The following is an 18,283-nucleotide window of genomic DNA, read 5'->3' as shown; positions in this document are numbered from 1 at the left end:
TGTTTCATTGTTTACCACTATTTCTTTCAGACCGCCATGGTTCGCTCCCACTACAGGTTTTGAGGCCAGCATTGCTTCCAAAGCCACCAATCCGAAAGGTTCCGGCTCCGTTGAAGGTACTACGGCAATGTCTATCACTTCCCATATTTTAGCGATTTCATCCTGAAACGGTAAAATGGTAACCTGTGAAGACAAGTTATAATCGTTGATTTTCTGGATCAGATTGTCAAGAAAGATTTCCTGATTGGGAGGTGTTGACCCCACAAAAAGAAGTCGGATGTTTTTATGTTTTGCGAAAAGTTCGTTAAAAGCTTCCAACAATAATTGCTGACCTTTCCATCTGCTTATTCTTCCGACAAGGGCAATCACGATCTCATCTTTTCCGGCTCGGATGATATCTTCTCTTATTTTAGCAGCTTCGGCATCCGTAAGGTGAATTTCCGGTTTGTCCAATCCGTTCAAAACCACTACTGATTTTTTATCAAGCTCCCCATTATTTTGATTCCAAAACCCTTTAGTGGCTTCAGAATTATAAATAATTACATTGTTTATTTTCGAATGCAGCGCTTTTTTGAAAACCCGCACCACCGTCTTTGGGGATTCAATGATTTCATGAACATGCCAAACGTGTTTGAGTTTCCTTTTCTTTGCATAAATAAGACCGATCAAAACCGCCAGCGTATTGGAATAGACCAAATCGATCTTTTGTTTTTTATGGATCCCATCGAGAATTTTTATCGCCTTTGTAATTTGTCTCAGTAACGAAAGCATGTTATGTATTCCGAACATTTTTCGGGAAATCTTAAACACAGGCGCCAGAACCACCTGAATGTTTTCTTTTTCAAGACATGTTTTGAGTGGCCCTTCATTAGGCAAAACGACAATCGGATTGAACCCTCGCTCTTTGAATTGCGCAACCAGAACCAATAACGTTTTATCGGAACCGTACATTTCCGCCGACTGATGTATGAACAGGATATTCTTCATGCTTATGCCAAATGATTTCTCAAGAGTTTAGATTTAAAGGCAAACAGTGCGCCTATGAAAACCGATTTCGAATCGGGTACAAAATAGAATCCCATGAATACCCAATAGGAAATAATCAGGAAAAAGCCGGTTCCTAAAAAGAGTAAATTTACGTTGTTGACTAACGGAATTTCGGTTCGTTTATTCACAAAAAACAATCCGATGGAAATAAGCAATACAAGTACGCCTAAAAGCCCCGATTTCAAAAAAACCGTCATATATCCATTATGCAAAAACGGGATATAACGCATGTAGCTGGAAAGCAGCCATACTTCTCTCTTCAAATCTATGGACGATCCAAGTCCTTCGCCAAAGAACACAGCCGAAGTCCCTTTTTTGGTAACCTGCTGCACCGTCAATATGTTTTCATAAGAACGGTAATTGTCGTTGAAATCCTTCCAGTCGTTTACGTCGATTTTTGTCTTGAACGGTTCGATGGGCGCATTTTTGATCTTGTACAAAAGCGCTTCCGTGACGGACCCTCCCCTCTTCGGGTTATAGTAATAAATAGCGGTATATCCAATTAAGACAGAAATTATCAATGTTGACATTACCACTATCGATCGTTCGTTAATTTTTAAATACCCTTTAACCGCCAGGTACAGAATTACAAACTGTATAAAATTAGTTCGGGCCAGATATAAAAAACTGGAAAGTCCGATGATTGTTAAGAACCATAAATACTGCTTTCTTGTCAAATCAATTTCAAACTGTTTGTAAAACAGCAGTAGGATAACAACATATACTTCAAAATCACTGTAATATCCGGAATGCAATCGGATATCCGGCATGGTCCTGTCCCCTAAAACAATAAGACTGTAGGCTACCATGCTCAAATGTATCACGGCGATGAACAAACCGGCATAAACAGCTGTTTTGAGTGGGCTTTTTATATGATTTTTACAAAGCTGATACCCTACCAGGAGTCCGAAAATGGGTTTGAGGATATAGGCAAAATCCCTGATAAAATTATAAGGTTTTACATTATTGAAAAAACTCACAATCAAAGCGATACCCAAGATTGCCGAAAAACAGGCAACCAACTTTAAAATAGGAAGAGAATAGCTTTTCTGCAACGTAAAAAAAATAGTCGCAGCCCAGATCAGAAAAGTAAGCTCATAGATATTTGCATAGGGAACTGCCACACAAAGTATGAACATCAGTTGGTACAGTGACTCCTTTCTAAACATTTACTTCTTCTTTATGTTTATGATCTATGGTTTTTAAAATTTTTGCAGGTACTCCGCCTAAAACCACATTATCCGGAAAAACACCATTAACAACGGCACCGGCTGCCACAACAGCGTTATTACCTACTTCGGAACCATCCAAAAAAGTAACTTTAGCTCCTATCCAGACATTATTACCGATTTTTATTCCTTTTGAGGTTACTCCCTGCTCGCGAATCAGTTTTGTCGTATCTGAAAAAACATGGTTTTCAGAATGGAAACTGATATAAGACCCCATGATTACATCATTGCCGATTTCAATTCCCCCGGAAGCACCGAAATGCGTATAATCACCAATAGCCGAATTATTTCCCATAATAAGCCCTTTCCCATATTTGGAAAAATGACTGGTACAAGTCAAATGCGAGTAAGCCCCTATTTTGCAATTATCGCCCAAGATAATTTTATTGGATGCGTATCCATCCAGTCTGGTATTCCTTTCGATGGTCACATTTTTTCCGAATTGGAAATTACCCTTATTCGTTATAGACGTATTAGGCCCTAAAAAGACTTTCCTTCTCAATTTTAAGATTCCTCTTGCCAGCATAATTATGCGGATTGCCAATGTACGGGCAAACAATGAGTCGGGAATCCTGGAATCGATCTGATAGTCCTTTCCGGTTCTGTTGAGAAGTTTCTGAAAAATGATTTTAAACATAGGATTATGCTGTCTCCTTACTAAAGATTTTTTTTCGGATACAAATTAAGTAAAATAATATCATTAATACTTCGGATGCTATCAAACTATAGAAAACACCATAAACTTTATAATAAGGTAAAACAATTATGATTGCCAAAAGATTAATAACCACCATAATAGAAGTAACCCTAACGTAAAACCTCTTGAAATTCCAACCCAGAACAAGTTGCTTCAATGCTATTGAAACGGCCATCAAAACCGGTATGGCTACCGCCACATTCAAAAGGCTGCTTAAAACATAACGGTTGGTCGGATTGAAATAAGATACCACCTCGTACGAAAACAGGGAGAAGAAAACCATTCCGAGCAAAACAAAGAAAAAGTTAACCCCATTGTATATCTTCCAGTTTCGAAGGCCATGCGTCAGATTATTTTCCAACAGATAACACATCTTGGGAAAAACATAATTAAAGAAAAGGAAGATATAGGTTTTAAAAATTACGATGATCTGTTCTACGATTTTATATTGCCCGGCCATCAGGTTGCTCCCGAAAAAACTCACCAACATTACCGGCGTATTCAATTGCAGTGCGACGAAGATCTGCGAGGAGAACATGAAAAAATCCTTCTTCAGGAAATTTTTTATTTCGTACATCGGCACTTTATAAAAGGTGAAATGATGTTTTCTGAAAATCAGCAACAGCATAAATCCGTTGGCTAAAATCATTCCCAGTCCCCATAAGAAATTGACATACACATAATCAGCAGCCGATCTGACCATAATAAAGACACCCAAAAGATAAATCAGTTTTGAGATGATATTTGAAAGTGTGATCCATTTTACATTTTCCACACCCTGCAGAAACCATGTAGGGTTTAAAAACTGTCCGATAAGGATAGTCAATCCGAAAATAAAGAGGTTTTTTTCAGACTTAAAATAGGGAACCGTGAAGAACAAGCCTACAGAAAACAATAAGATTACAAGCAGAATAAGAAAACGCGAAGTATAATTGGTTATCACGATTCGTTTCAGCGCAGCATCGTCATGACGGTTTATCGATACTTCACGGACCCCTACTAAATCAGACCCGTAATCGATAAAAACGATCATGAAAAAAGAGAGTGCCATGCCCACAGCAACCTTTCCGAAATTCTCTTCCCCACAAATCCCAACGATATAGGGCACAATAAGCAAAGGCGTAACTAAATTGAAAAGTTGCCCAAAACCATAAACAACGAGTTTTTGGAATTGGACATTCAAGACAATTGACTTTACTTTATTCAGCATTTCTAATGGGGAATGTATTATTTTTTGAATTTTAGCTCCTCAAGCTTAACTGCTAAATAGTATCCGTTGGGATACAAGGATAGTCCTCTGTTAACAATCGTGTCATTTCGTTTTAAAGTCCCTGATTCTTTATCCAGCAGTGTACTGGATTCGTCTACCCTGAAGTATTTGTAAATTTCTTTTCCTTTGGCAACAAAACTATGGCCAAAATAAACAAATTCGAATTTGTTTAAGATGATTTCGCGCTGTTCCAGATTTCTTCCAAAATCAATCCGCACCTGATTGGGAACTACGCCTTTCGGGAATTCGATCGTTTTTCGCTGATTCTTGTTCTGCCCTTTTATTTTAACCCAGAATGATTCATTCTCATTAAAATTAATGGTCCCGTCCGTTTTATAAAAAATATGCATCGAGTCGCTCTTTTTGGCAACCATGTCCATTTTAAATATCATTTTATTACTCTGCTCATTTTTGTCGCAACTGAACAAAAGGAGCAAGACCGCTAAAAAAAATAAAACTTTCAGTGTTTTCATAAAACAAAACGATTTGTATAAAAATAAAAAAATCCGATTAATTAATCGGATTAATAATTCTTAAAAAGCAAATGTTATTTACTTGATAGTAATTTCATTTGGATATTCAACAGCTGCCTGATACGTTGTCGGTTTTTCAGCAAGCATGATGTGGATATAATTGTCTTTAGTTTCGTAACCGATGTAAGGTACTTTCTGACCGCTTGGCAATTGTAATTCTGTACCTTTGGAAATCAAATCATATTTCTCTTTTGAGTAATCTACTAAAAGCATGTTGAAGGTTAAACCCACACCGTTTTTCCAATTTTCGTCTGAATAATTAGCCAATGTAATGGAAGTTGCAACTGGTGCAGCTGCTTCGGTAGTAGTTTCTTTTTGTGTTGCTTTTTCTTCAATTTCGCTTTTTTGTTTACAAGAAAAAACCAGCGACAAAACAAATAATCCTATTATTACTCTTACTTTCATTGTTTTCATAAATTTTTTAACCCTGCAAAACTAAAAAAAATTTTTACACAAATTATATTTTTTCAATATTTTCTTGGATATAGGATTTTTTCTTAAAGACCAGTTCCAGTATCAATGATAAATACTTGATAATTATAGCGCTTAAAAAAAAGAAACCCGAGAAACCACCGGACACCAGCAACATAATTGTTGTCCATCCCTCAATAGGTTTATCATGCCCGAAATACACAAAAAAAGTATACACGATAATGCTCAAAGTACAAAACAGTAACAGTAGCGAAATCGTTACCGAGATATTAAATGCCAAATTGGTATAAATGATCAACGAATCAATGGCCGTCTTGTTTCTGAAGAAATTCTTTTCCGTTATCCTTTTTTCCTGGTTTATCTTCTTAAACTCAATCGTGTAAATTTTCAGGCCACTGTTAATGTACATGGCTTTTCGGTAAGGTATGGTAACACTTATCGAAAACGAACGGTTTATAGCTCGTCTTGACAAAATCCGGAAGCGATCGGTTCTTAACTTATACTTCGATTTTGAAAAGAAGTTGTACGTAGTATAAAATAATTTAGAAGAAAGCTGGTCATTTGATTCCGGGGAAACGGAAACGATGTCGTAACCTTCAATTATTTTTCTGTAAGACTGTTCAATTAAAACATCATCAAAATCAATCACAACGCTGTCGAATTCATACACAAAATCACCTGATGACAAATCTAAACCAGCATTCATGGACAGTTCAACTCCCTGATGAAAACTCATCTGGATGACAGAAACCTGGAAGGGCTTCAGAAAGTCGGCCGATTTGATTTTTTCAACAGAACCGTCTGTGGAAGCATCATTTACGATTATCACTTCGAATTGCTCAAAAAGAGAATCCGCTTTTTTGATAATCCCCGATAAGAAATCCAAAATGGTTTTCTCGTTATTGTATAAATAAACAATTACCGATATCAGTTTTTTTTCTTTCATTTTATTCATTGTTGGATAAAATCGCGTCTAAATCATACACAGTGTTAATTTTCCCGGACAAAACAGAAATTAATTTCGGTTTCACCGAAAGCTCTTTAATCACTGTTGGTCTCGAATCGTCTATTTCCGATTCCTGCAATATCGGTTTTATCGAATAAAGCGATTCTACATATTCGATCGTAATATCATCATTCAGATACTTCTTGGCAAGCGCAAGCATATAAGACCAGGCTGTTTCAGGTTTCGCAATACAGGTATTACAATTTCCTAATTTGGCAGTGCTGCAGGTGTTATTGCTCCTCGCCTGACAATCGAATTCAGGCAATTCGGAAAAACATTTTTTGTGCGGCGTATAGTTTACGGCCGTCAAAGAATGGTATCCGGTTAAACCGAAAGGCATTAATGAAAAGAAAGGCCCGTCCATCATGGTAACGCCGGTATCTTTCAGGTTATCGCTTACTTTGCAGATGATCACTTCACACAATTCATACTTAATCTTTGTTGCCGGCTCTTTAAAAAGTTTCAAAACCTGATTAATAGAAGCATAAGTGGTATTCAAAACAAATCCGGTTTTATAACTGTCACCATTGTTGGTCTTTAAAGTGTACGATTCATTGTCTTTTTCCACTTCAACAATGTGCGTATTATACTGAATCTCAACCGTGTTGTACTTCGCTATTTCTTCCAAATAATACTTTTTGAGTATCTGCGCATCATAGCTGCATTCCTTTGACAAATAAGCGCCTTCGCAAAAATCTTCTTTAAAGAACTCGTTTATGTTTATAGGCTTGCAGGGTATGTTCGCATCGTCACAAAACTTTTTAAACTGAGCCGCATTGGTCCATGAAAAGTTTTTGGAAACAGCATAAATCTTATCAAATTCTTTATTTATGCAAAATTCATAATCGGCAATAAACCGATCATAATAATCTGCCGATTTTTTGGCGGTCGTATACGATCTGGGATAATGGTATCCCATGTGAACCCTGGCCTGATTAATGTAGGTGGCTCTGGAAAAGGCTTCCGGATCGTGTTCCATCACTAATACTTTTTCACCTCTTTTTCCACAAAAAAGAGCTGCGTAAAGTCCGTACAAACCGGCACCAATTATTATTTTATCATACTGTTGCATGTTCTATTTAATAAATTCGATGGTATTAGGATATCCCAACGCATTGATATAATCCGAAAGTTTTTCGCTCACGGTCACATTGATATAATTGCCTGAAACATAATGTCCGGTAATGTTTAATATTCTGCCGTCAATCAGTCTTATTTTTTTATTTTCGCTCAACAATTTCTCTCTTTTAGGCGAGTAATCGAACAAAATCATGTTGTAATTCACACTGCACCCTTTTACCCAGTTCTCATCGTTCAGGTTGGCCAATGTAATGCCGTTTCCTTTAAAACGTTCTTCTTTTGAACCATCTGATAAAATAAGTGAGAATTTAGAAATTTTTATCGCCTTGCCTGCTTTAAAGCTGATTTTCGGGTCCGTTGTATTCCACCAATAATAACTGTTGCTCATGCGGATGGCATAACTGTGTTTCCCCGGAACAATGCTGAAACCATAACTGGCAACCGACACATCATTCGAAACGATCTCGATACTTCCGTTCATGTCCGAATCCGATTCCAATTCCAGATAAGCGTAGCATCCTTGGCCAAACGTGTTCAGATTCTTCGCGTTGATACTGGCGGAGGTTTCTTCAGCCACTTCTTTTAAAGGCTGTACTTTATCAAAAATGGTTTCTTTCGAATTCTCTGCCCATAGTTTCGGAACAAATCCTGCGAAGTAATCAATTTTTTCCGGTTTGGTCATTTCGGATTGCGAGCCATTGGTGATACTGAATTTCTTTAAAACGATACCCGACGTATTTATCGCAAACATGATTTCCACCGGTGTTTTCGGCAAACTCAATTTCAATTCTGTGTCGCCAGGATTAGCAATCGGGAATTCTTTTACCGAAGTTTCGGAAAACGATTCCGCCTCGGTCAGTTTGTAGTAAACCTTTATATTTCCCTGTGACATCGCGTTCAATGAAAATGAAAGTTCTGTCGGAAGTCCGGAATCCTTTATCTGATTTTGTTTTTTCAGATAATCCATTAAACCGATGAAATGCGGGCTGCCGCCTGTAGCGTTAATCGTTAAACTCTTGTCCGGATTTAGCACCGGCTGCAGGCTGTTTTTTGAAATAGCATCGGTAGTAAAGAAACTGAAATCGGTGAAATCTGTTTTGCTTTCTAAAAACCCTGCCGCTTTAATCTTCGACAGGTATTCTTTTTGTTTGTTTTTAATTACATAGACATCAAAAGAAGCCATTCTGTAAAGCGGCGTATAGTTTTTATAGATATACTCGCTCATTTTGTAATATTTGAAATCGGTATAAACCTCATCGATTGCATGCCAGATTATATTTTTTATCGGCATTAAAATGATCGTCACATTAGCATTCTTAATGGTTTCAATTTCTAAATCCTGTCCTTTGTCACCATTCACCATTAAAGGCGTCTGGTTTAAATAGGAAGGATTCTTTCTTCCGGTCAACGCGTGGTAATAATTTTTGGAAGAGAAATCATAGTAGGTCTGTTCCGGTGTCAGCACCAGATCAAGAAACTTTTTGAAAAGTCGGATTTCGCTCTGATCAAAGGATTCGCGAACCCTCGTATTGGAAAATTTCTCCGTGGGTAAGAACTTTTCATGAAACGGACCGGCATTGATACATTCTTTGAAAAGCGTCGAATTCTTATTTTTAAAATCCGGCTTTGACGCGTTTAAAATCAGAAACGAAAAGAAGAAAACGGTCAGCGCACCCACCAGCCTGTTTTTCTTATTGATCAAAAACATCAGCATAATCAAAGCGAACGGAATCGTACTGGTGATTTTCTTAATATTATCGTATTCGAAATTATGTCTTACAATTCCCCTTTGCGCATTAAAGAAGAAGAACAAAGCGAAAAATAGGAAAAATGCAAAAGCACTGATAAATTCTTTCTTCGCAAAATATTCCTGATGCTTTTCTTTCCTAAATACGAACTTCACCAAAACCGTTACAAAGATAATGGCAATAAGGACCGGCAGAATGTAATAGGACATCCTGAAGAGGAAGTGGTTCATGTCCCCCATTCTGGTAATTCCCCAGTTTTGGTCGGATTTGGCAGCCAATAAAAACTCCAGAAGCCTTCCAATCGGATTAATCCCTTTTATCAGACAAAGCAGGCAGAAAACTGCAAGCAGGGAAGCACCAACTATACTCCCGGTTTTGGCCAGCTGCTTTATCTCAATCTTTCCATTGATGGTGTATTCTAAAATAGCGTAAGTCAACAATCCGGCTAAAATCGATGCAAAACCGACATCCAATTTGTAAAGGCACAGGAAGAAAGCAACAAACCAAAACAGGTAATAGTTTCTATCTGTCTTATTCCTGATTAATCGCAACATAATTAAAATCAGCAATCCTGCCAATGAGAATTCGTTCAATACTGCCGATATAAGTGGTAAGGAAAGCACCAAAACAAAACTGTTTAAAGACCCCATCACCTTTCTTAAAACATAGAAGATAACCAGGACTTGCAAAACATAAAAATAATTGGTGTACAACATAGGAGCCCAAGGTTCGTAGCCGTTTATAAAGCTGTAAATGAACCCGAAAATCTGATAATGGAGCATGTGGGCATCAAAGTTTTCCACAATGGGAATACTTCCGTATCTGAAGAAATGATCGATTGACAAACCGTGGTTTGCCGTTTCGAAAAATTCATTTTCAGGGCTGATCATTCTCCAAGGTTGGGCAAGCATCAAAAGTAAACCGAATAGTAATAGCGGTATAAAATACTTCTCGAAACTGTCAACGCTGCTTATTTTATTTTTAAAACGCTTCAGTAAAACAAAAAAAGCAATGAAGGAAAGTAAAAGCAGAAAAGCAAAAAGATAAAACGGCTTGTCGAAAACAATTCCGAATCTCAAATTGACAACATTGCTTAACTCCAATAAGGCAGACAAAACAACCGGAACAAGAATCAGCGCGATGGAAGCTGAAAATAACGCATTCGGGTTTGAACTGTGCCGCTGTGCAATCCTGTTCAGTATCAAAGCTATCGGAATCAGAAGCGCCACAAAGGCCAATAGGAAAGAATCCGTCGTTATGACATGGGTCTTTACGGTAAATTCGGGTCTGATTATCTCAAAGAAATTGTGCTTTTTAAAAAACGTATAGAAAAGCATGGCTGTTGGTATGGCCGCCAATAAGGGCCACACGGCGAGGTTTCCATTTTGATTTAGTTTATTGAATCGGATTTCGGCAATCAGGAATAAAACCATGGCCAGTAAAATGTAGACCGAGAAATCGATACCCACAACCAACAGGCCGGAGAATACGGCAAAAATTCCGATGACAGAAACCGAATAAAGTGTTTTCAGAATACCCTCTTGGGCATTTTTTGCACAATCGGTTACTTTATTGACAAATACAAAGAAAGCCCCCGAACTGAAAATGATGATCAGAAGTGCTTTATAAAAAAGAGAAACCCTTTTGGAAATGTCCAAACCGTTTAAAGCCGTATTAGAAATAACATGTTGTGAAAAATCCTTGATCCCGGGTTTAAACTCGAATAAGATATTCAATAATGGTGCGGCAATAGCCATTGCAAAAAAGAAACTGGCTGCCCAATAACTTTTGGATGCTTTTTCATTCGTTTTGAAAAGCGATGTAACAAAAGGAATTATCTTATTATTCAACATAAATCGTTCTTTTATGGATTGTATTTTCCAAATAAATTATTCACTAATATTTTAATCAAATTAAAGTTGCCTTTGAAAAAACTGATTTTGGTAGGCACTTTACCGCTTTCTGGATATTTTCTCTCCACCGGTACTTCTCCCACTTTCAATCCCAATTGAGATGCCTTAACAGAAAGGAAGGCCAGCAATTCATACGTAACGAAAACAGGTCGGAACGGTTTCACTTCCGGATGGGTCAAATATTTTTTCGAATAGCATCGAAAAGCATTGGTAGAATCCGTAAAACGGTGACGGGCGGTAAGCGAAATCAATGGCGAATGAATGAACTTGACCGCGAAATGCCTGATTTTTGGCGTATTGATTGCCTTTCCTCCTTCCAGATATCTTGAACCTTGAACAAAATCATAGCCTTCGTCCAATTTTTGAATGAATAACGGAACCGATTCAATACTGTCCTTGTTATTTCCGTCTATCGTTATTATACCTTCATATCCTCGTTCCAAAGCATACCAGAAACCCATTCGCAATTGAGCGCCCTGCTTTCCCGTATCCTTTTTAACCAATAACGTATTAACGCCCAGATTTTTTAAAATGGAGATATCTGTTGCACCATCAGTGGAATCCCCATCGCAAATTATGATATCGGTTAACTTATCGATGCCATGCAATTGTGCGCTCTCCAATTGTTTATGGATGCGCTCACCTTCGTTAATGATCGGGATGCACAAACAATACTTCGTTTTTCTTTCCTGTATTTCTTCAGAAAGAAACTTCGGAACGCCATATATCGCTTCGTTAATTTTTGAATGCATCTTTAATATAATGGATTGTATCTTTAATTTTTTCCAGTGCTGTTCCGCCTTTCATTTCAACTGAAACATATTTGGAATAATTTTTCTTTCTCAAAATATCCGCCAGTTCATTGTGAAGGCTTCGGTGCTGGATTACCTCCAGATAAGGCTCGCTAATATGGATGTGGTTAATCCAGTCCAGATTATCTTCCAAAACCGAAAGCGACTCATTATTGTAAATCACTGTCCCCAAATCGAAATTTACCTTCAATCCTTTCACGTCGCATTTTTTTACAAATGCCAAAGCTTCGGAAGTTGTGTTTATAAAATTCGTCCCGTAAATAACCGGATTGGGTTCAAAGGCAAAGACCGTGTTTTTCTCCTCGGCATACTGTCCGATTTGCGAAAAGTAGTCGACGGCTACGGTTTCCATCCCTTCTCCTATAATCCTGTTTTTTGGCGAACCGAAAACCAGATTCCGGCATTCCAAAACCGAGGCGAAATCGATTGACAACTTTATGTAATCCAACAGGGCATTACGCTCCTGTTCTGTGGAGAAAATGGCTTCGCTTCTGCCAAAACAGATGGATTGCAGCGAAATCACTTTTAGGTTGTATGCTTCTTTCATTAAAGTTTTGAAAGCAGCAACACGCTCTAAATCTCCGTATGGATTTTCAGGAAAAATTCTGGTTGGGGCAATTTCAAAACCATCGATCCCTTCCTCTTTCAGAAAAGAGTACATCTCGAGGTCATCTTCCGGTTGCCAGGCTATATTTGAAATCGTTGTTCTAATGGGTAGCTTCTTTAATAAAGTTTATGATGTCGTTTAAAACTTCTTCTTTTGAACCAATGTAATTCCCATCTTTCCCAAACAAAGAAGCGTGTATCGTATGAAAATCGTAGTTGGGTACCGGGTTGCTCAATTCGTTATGAAACGGTTCTCCATAAAAGGCATGATAAATTTCGCCGACTTCAATAGGTGCTGTTGCCAAATTTAATTTTCTGACATCCGATTGGAGTGCGATTTGAATGTCGTTCCAAAGATTCTTTAGATTATAAAACTGGAACTTTCCTCTGCTGTCCGTAAAATTTAAGGCTGAAAAACCAAGTTCTAAAAATCGTTTTTTGAGTTCTTTCCTTTCGGATTCCCCAATATCTTTTAATTTATAGAAACCGTTTTCCTGCAAAGAATAGTTCGCTTCAATCCAGTTGTTGACGGCTAATTTTTGATACAAATCAGCGTTTAACATCGATGGAATAACCGAAATCAAATCGAATATAAAATTCTTTTTAATGTTTTTTCCAAACAATCCCGGCAGCCTTACGATAAGGTATTCCGTGAAATTCGCTTCCACCCATTTTTCCAGATACAGCCTGTTTCTTCCGTAGGGCTGTACCGCGTCATAATTGATTTCGGAATCTTCATTCACATCAACCGGATTCGGATAAACATCGATGGTGGAAATCAGTACTATCTTTTTCGGATTGATTTTTTTTATCGTTTCAATGGCATTGAGGATAATATCGAAATCTTTCGCAGGCTCTTTATTTGCCAGAAATTTTTCTGCTCTTACCCCAGAATAAACTAACAATTCGGGATTCAGCCCAAAAGAATCTGCTATATTTTTTGAATTGAAGCAATAATCAAAAGAGGTGCTTTCCGATAGATTCGACCCCACAAAACCTGTATGACCAACTAATACCTTCATTTATTTTTTAACATAATGTCTTACAATCGCTCCCAATCCATCATAACTTTCCTCTACCCTGAAATGAGCATCCATGAACTGTTGTTCATTTTCCGGAAGCTTTATGATATCGACATAACCGTCCACTATCCAGAACGATTTCAAAAGTGACGGATCGGCCTGCATTTCTTTTACCAATACGGATAAATTCGGCTTGTCGACCACTTTAAAATTTTGTCCGTGGCTCGACAGGAAATAGTCGTACCAATATTTAAGGCTTGTATAAACTACATCGTTATTTGGGTTGTAAAACTTAACCATATCGGATGCTTCCCTGAACTGTGCTTTTATTGGTGTGCTATAGTATTTCTTTACAACTACCAAATCAAAAAACATGAAGAAAAGCAACATCAGGATATAAGTAAACCTTACGTGCAGGTTTTTAATATTTACAAAGGCGATGGAAATCAACAGTATAATAGCAGGAAATATACTTATGAAATATCTGGAAACATATAATGAAGAACTCAAATAGGATTTCAACAGAATGATAACTACCACAAACGATATCCAGCTTAATAAAAGCAGATAATTAAAAACCAGTTTGTTCCCGATAAGTTCTTTGATACTTTTTGTCTGTTTCTGGCCAAATATCTTTACCATGAAGTAGGTAAACAATATACCGTAAACAAAAACCAATATTTCCGAACCGCTGATAAATTCCTTTAAAATATTCGTCAGTCCGTCATTGGAAGGCGCCGGTATCCATGAAGACTTAAACTGGCTCAACAGATAAAATTTATAGGCGTTCGGTATAAAGAACAAAAGGACGATTCCTGCAATGATCAGTATTTTTTTGAAATAGGCTACCCTTTCATTTTTATCAATGGAGAACAAAACGAAAAGCAGGACAAATCCCTGGGTCAGTACATTGATTACACTGAAGAAATTGGAATTCAGCATCAGGCCGGCACTAACCGCATACCACAGCATGTTCCTTTTCGAATCGTCTTTGAGGTAGATTACAAAACGATAGTAGGAAAACAACAAACACAGCAAATACATGGAATAGGCACGGGCGTCCTGCGAGTGGAAAATCGCATATTCATTGAACGTAAAAAGTAATGCGGCAATTAAACCGACATTTTTAGAATAGGCCTCCTTACCCAATTTGTATATCATCCAGACGGCAGCAACCCCAAAGATTACCGATGGTATTCTGGCCACTACGGAAACATCCCCAAATAAATTAAACATTGTATTCATTATGAAGAAATACAAATAAGGAAAACTCTCTCTTAAATTAACCTCAGAAATGATTTGAGAGAAAGAATGTTTCGGACTCGCTACATTTAATGTGTAGATCTCATCCATCCATAAACTCTGATAATCGATATTGTATAAACGTAAAATGGATGCAACGATCAATATCAGGAGTATCCATTTGTTTTCAAGTATGTTTTTCTTAATGTTTTCCATAATTAAAATTCTAAAATCGCACCGATGACTTCCTCAACATTCAATCCGTAAAAGAGAGGCAATCTTAACAATGTGTCTGTAAATCTATCTGTTTCCGGCAACGTCCTGCCATCGTGCTTACCTTCGTAAAACGGACTGGCATGCAAACTGATGTAATGGAATACTGCCCAGATATCATTTTTCTTCAAATGCTCAATAATAGAAGTCCTTTGGTCTAAATTGTCGCAAACCAGATAATACATATGGGCATTATTTGTGGCGTATTCCGGAATCTCCGGTAAGGCAATCTTATTTTTGGCAGCCCAGTCTTTCAGCCCGGTGTTGTAATCTTCCCAATTTGATTTTCGGATATTCTGTATGTCCTGAATATTCTCCAGCTGCGCCCATAAAAATGCGGCTACAATTTCTGATGGCAAAAAAGAGCTTCCGATGTCTACCCATCCGTATTTATCGACTTCGCCCCTGAAAAATGCGGAACGGTTGGTTCCTTTCTCCCAGATTATTTCGGCTCTTTCAACAAAATTTTCATCATTCACCGCCAACATACCGCCTTCTCCGGAAATGATGTTTTTGGTTTCATGAAAAGAAAAAGCAGCCAAATGACCAATAGATCCCAATGCTTTTTTAACACCGTCTTTCCCTGTATGGAAGCTGTCAATAGCCTGAGCGGCATCTTCTACCACATACAAATTGTACTTTTTGGCCAGCTCCATAATTGTATCCATATCGCAGGCCACACCGGCGTAATGAACCGGAACGATCGCTTTTGTTTTGGGAGTGACCAGTGCTTCTATCTTAGACGCATCCATGTTGGGATGGTTTTCCATACTGTCAGCAAAAACGATTTTCGCTCCTCTTAATACAAAAGCATTGGCTGTGGAAACAAAAGTATAGGATGGCATGATAACCTCATCACCTTCTTTGATATCAATCAGTATCGCCGCCATTTCAAGCGCATCGGTGCAGGAAGTGGTAAGCAAAGCTTTTTTAAATCCGTAGGTAGTTTCAAAGAAATTCTGGCATTTTTTCGTAAAAATCCCGTTCCCCGAAATTTTGCCTGACTTTACCGCTTCCTCAATATATTGAGTTTCTTTACCTGTCAAATAAGGTTTATTAAAAGGTATTTTCATTTTAAACGTGTTCTAAATTTATTAAACTCAACTGGCTCGTTTGTTTCTAAATAAGTTGCCTTTTCTATTTTTAAAAGCCCTTCACCACACACCACTACGGGACAGCCTTTTTCCATGAACAGAAACTTTCCGTTTTCCCTGTTTACGATAGTAACATCGTCGAGCGCTTTTGCTTCATTTATGATTATTGTATGATTGTCCATGTGTGTTCGTGCCCCTCCGTAAGGAAACCCTAATGCATTAACAGTACGTTCAATCGTTGGCGCGTCCAGATTCCAATTCAGGAAATAGTCCTCCTCATCCCTCCATAGGCTGTAACTGGCCTCTGCTTCATTTTGTTTTTTACCGATCAGTGAAGAGGAATTAATGTTTGATACGATATCCAATAGCAGTTCCTGGTAACACTGACTAACAATTTCAATAGCCGATGCTATCGCAATCGGATACTCAATTTCAGCCGATTTAAAGCCGATAATATCTCCCCTGTCAAATTCTTCATTGGCCAATATTGCCGTTACACCGATTTTATCATCGCCATTAATCAAAGCGGACACCAAAGGGTTAAACCCGCGATATTTTGGCAGAATGGAATCGTGCATCACGATCAGTTTATTCAAATCACAATTGATCAGCCATCGCCAGGAAATTGCAATATAATAATCCGCTTCTTCCAACTGATTTTTATCAAACTCCGTTCTGTGAACGATTGCAATATTGTTGCTAAGGCACGTATTTTTTATTTCTTCGGAATAGTCGTTTTCCACAGCCGAATCTGTAGCATAAACCACATATTTAAGATTTGCGGTTGAGGATTCAAGAACTGCCTCTAAACAGGACAACCCTTTTTTTCCCATTAGGTAAAGGGCAAAACTATTCATCTGTTCTTTTATCAATAATGTAAGACGGTCTGTTTTTTACGCCTTCAAATGTTTTACCAACATACAACCCAACAATTCCAAGAGTAGTTAATATACATCCGCTTAAAAACCAAATACTCGAAATCAAACTCGCATATCCGCTCACACTAAAATGCCCGGTAATTTTTGAGTAAACAATATACAATACCATTAAGAATGATACAAAAGCTATGGTTAACCCAAATTTAATTATCAAACGTAAAGGTTTATCCGAATAGGCCAAGATGATGTCCAAAGCCAAGTTCAACAGCTTTTTCAGATTGTAATTCGATTTGCCTTCCTTCCGGGTAGCGTGTTCAACATTTACATAACCGGTTTCGAAACCAACCCATTTTACCATTGTTGGAAAATATTTGATCTTTTCCTGAAGGTTAATCACCTGATGGATTACTTTCTTTGAATAGATTCCAAAATTAGCCACGGTAGCATCCTGCTCGGATCCGGTGAGATAGCCCAACGTCGAGTAAAACAATTTGGACATCGTTTTTTTATACAGGGAATCCTGCCTGTTGTATCTTCTGGCCAAAACGATTTCGAAACCTTCTTTCGTTTTGTGGTATAACTTTTCTATTTCTTCCGGCTGGTCCTGCAAATCGCAATCAAGCACTACGATAAAATCGCCGGAGACCTGATTTAATCCTGCAGTTATGGCATAATGTTGGCCAAAATTCCGGCTTAATTTAAATCCTTTAATGTTGCTGTTTGTTTTTGCAATCTCTTCAATCTTATTCCATGATTTATCCGGACTGTAATCATCCACTAATATAATTTCATACGAATCAAAATCGGAGGGAACACTTTTGATTATCCTATCAACAAGTTCGTCCAAAACAAGTTCAGCTCTGTATACCGGGGAAACGATTGATAATTTCATGAATTAATATTTAACCGTTACAAAAGTTCCTAGTATAATTAATGCTAACCCTATTATCTTTCCGATACTGAAAGTTTCTCCCATAAAGAAGACGCCAATAATAAAGACCAGACCCGGCGACAAACTCATAAACGGGTACGCCGTGGTAATTTCAAATTTGGTCATGGCGGCCATCCAGAATAAAGAAGCGACAAAAGCAGAAACGAATCCGATAAATATCATCGGATCAAAGATGATTTTTACAAGCACCACGGCTTTATCTAAAAAGGAATCCGGTAAAAGGAGTTGCAACTGGCTTATTCTGTACTTTAAAATAATCTGACCTGAAACCGTGAAAAAGATGGTTGCAAAAATGTATATGTAGGGGTTCATCCGTATTTTAATTTCTTAAAAATTGATATAGTCGGTAAATTTAAATAAAAAATAGTATTTCATCGTTTAAATCTCATGTTTGCCGAAAATATCTACACCCCGAAACAATAAAGATTAAATTTATGTAGTTAATTTTC

At 37.7% G+C, this 18,283-nt stretch carries 17 protein-coding genes; all 17 read right to left on the bottom strand.

What is annotated here, in order from left to right; genetic code table 11:
- A partial coding sequence (locus VLB74_RS06770; RefSeq protein WP_325202699.1) for a glycosyltransferase family 4 protein occupies positions 1–987 on the bottom strand: 987 nt, incomplete at its 3' end.
- 2 nt (positions 988–989) lie between these two features.
- Positions 990–2,216, bottom strand: a complete 1,227-nt coding sequence (locus VLB74_RS06765) for a hypothetical protein (RefSeq protein WP_325202698.1) — start codon at positions 2,214–2,216, stop codon at positions 990–992.
- Positions 2,209–2,913, bottom strand: coding sequence for an acyltransferase (locus tag VLB74_RS06760; RefSeq protein ID WP_325202697.1), 705 nt, complete (start codon positions 2,911–2,913; stop codon positions 2,209–2,211). Before VLB74_RS06760 ends, VLB74_RS06765 begins: the two co-directional genes overlap by 8 nt.
- A 4-nt stretch (positions 2,914–2,917) precedes the next feature.
- Complete coding sequence (locus VLB74_RS06755; protein ID WP_325202696.1) at positions 2,918–4,183, bottom strand: oligosaccharide flippase family protein; 1,266 nt, start codon at positions 4,181–4,183, stop codon at positions 2,918–2,920.
- 17 nt (positions 4,184–4,200) lie between these two features.
- Positions 4,201–4,716 (bottom strand): hypothetical protein, encoded by a 516-nt coding sequence (locus VLB74_RS06750; RefSeq protein WP_325202695.1) that lies wholly within the window; start codon positions 4,714–4,716, stop codon positions 4,201–4,203.
- 78 nt (positions 4,717–4,794) lie between these two features.
- Complete coding sequence (locus VLB74_RS06745) at positions 4,795–5,181, bottom strand: hypothetical protein (protein WP_325202694.1); 387 nt, start codon at positions 5,179–5,181, stop codon at positions 4,795–4,797.
- A gap of 52 nt (positions 5,182–5,233) precedes the next feature.
- Positions 5,234–6,154: a glycosyltransferase gene (locus VLB74_RS06740; protein WP_325202693.1), complete on the bottom strand. Its 921-nt coding sequence runs from the start codon at positions 6,152–6,154 to the stop codon at positions 5,234–5,236.
- 1 nt (position 6,155) lies between these two features.
- A complete protein-coding gene (locus VLB74_RS06735) occupies positions 6,156–7,286 on the bottom strand; it encodes an FAD-dependent oxidoreductase (protein ID WP_325202692.1) in 1,131 nt (376 codons plus the stop codon).
- Between the two features lie 3 nt (positions 7,287–7,289).
- Positions 7,290–10,895 carry a hypothetical protein gene (locus VLB74_RS06730; RefSeq protein WP_325202691.1) on the bottom strand — a complete coding sequence of 1,202 codons (3,606 nt, stop codon included), beginning with the start codon at positions 10,893–10,895 and terminating at the stop codon, positions 7,290–7,292.
- Positions 10,896–10,906: 11 nt separating this feature from the next.
- On the bottom strand, positions 10,907–11,707 hold the full coding sequence (locus VLB74_RS06725; RefSeq protein WP_325202690.1) for a glycosyltransferase family 2 protein: 801 nt from the start codon (positions 11,705–11,707) through the stop codon (positions 10,907–10,909).
- Entirely contained in the window at positions 11,691–12,428 is a 738-nt protein-coding gene (locus VLB74_RS06720; RefSeq protein WP_325202689.1) for a sugar phosphate isomerase/epimerase family protein, read from the bottom strand. The genes VLB74_RS06725 and VLB74_RS06720 overlap by 17 nt, the downstream gene beginning before the upstream one ends.
- A 46-nt stretch (positions 12,429–12,474) precedes the next feature.
- Entirely contained in the window at positions 12,475–13,395 is a 921-nt protein-coding gene (locus tag VLB74_RS06715; RefSeq protein WP_325202688.1) for an NAD-dependent epimerase/dehydratase family protein, read from the bottom strand.
- Positions 13,396–14,853 carry a glycosyltransferase family 39 protein gene (locus VLB74_RS06710; protein ID WP_325202687.1) on the bottom strand — a complete coding sequence of 486 codons (1,458 nt, stop codon included), beginning with the start codon at positions 14,851–14,853 and terminating at the stop codon, positions 13,396–13,398.
- A 2-nt stretch (positions 14,854–14,855) separates the two neighbouring features.
- Positions 14,856–15,983 (bottom strand): dTDP-4-amino-4,6-dideoxygalactose transaminase, encoded by a 1,128-nt coding sequence (gene rffA, locus VLB74_RS06705; protein WP_325202686.1) that lies wholly within the window; start codon positions 15,981–15,983, stop codon positions 14,856–14,858.
- Positions 15,980–16,861, bottom strand: coding sequence for a methionyl-tRNA formyltransferase (locus VLB74_RS06700; protein WP_325202685.1), 882 nt, complete (start codon positions 16,859–16,861; stop codon positions 15,980–15,982). Before VLB74_RS06700 ends, rffA begins: the two co-directional genes overlap by 4 nt.
- Positions 16,854–17,774 (bottom strand): glycosyltransferase family 2 protein, encoded by a 921-nt coding sequence (locus VLB74_RS06695; protein ID WP_325202684.1) that lies wholly within the window; start codon positions 17,772–17,774, stop codon positions 16,854–16,856. The genes VLB74_RS06700 and VLB74_RS06695 overlap by 8 nt, the downstream gene beginning before the upstream one ends.
- A gap of 3 nt (positions 17,775–17,777) precedes the next feature.
- A complete protein-coding gene (locus VLB74_RS06690; protein ID WP_325202683.1) occupies positions 17,778–18,146 on the bottom strand; it encodes an EamA family transporter in 369 nt (122 codons plus the stop codon).
- Between the last annotated feature and the right edge of the window lie 137 nt (positions 18,147–18,283).

Source organism: Flavobacterium sp. (assembly GCF_035456225.1).
GTDB lineage: Bacteria > Bacteroidota > Bacteroidia > Flavobacteriales > Flavobacteriaceae > Flavobacterium.
The sequence above is the reverse complement of the archived record's forward strand: the minus strand, read 5'-3'. Positions and strand labels throughout refer to the sequence as shown.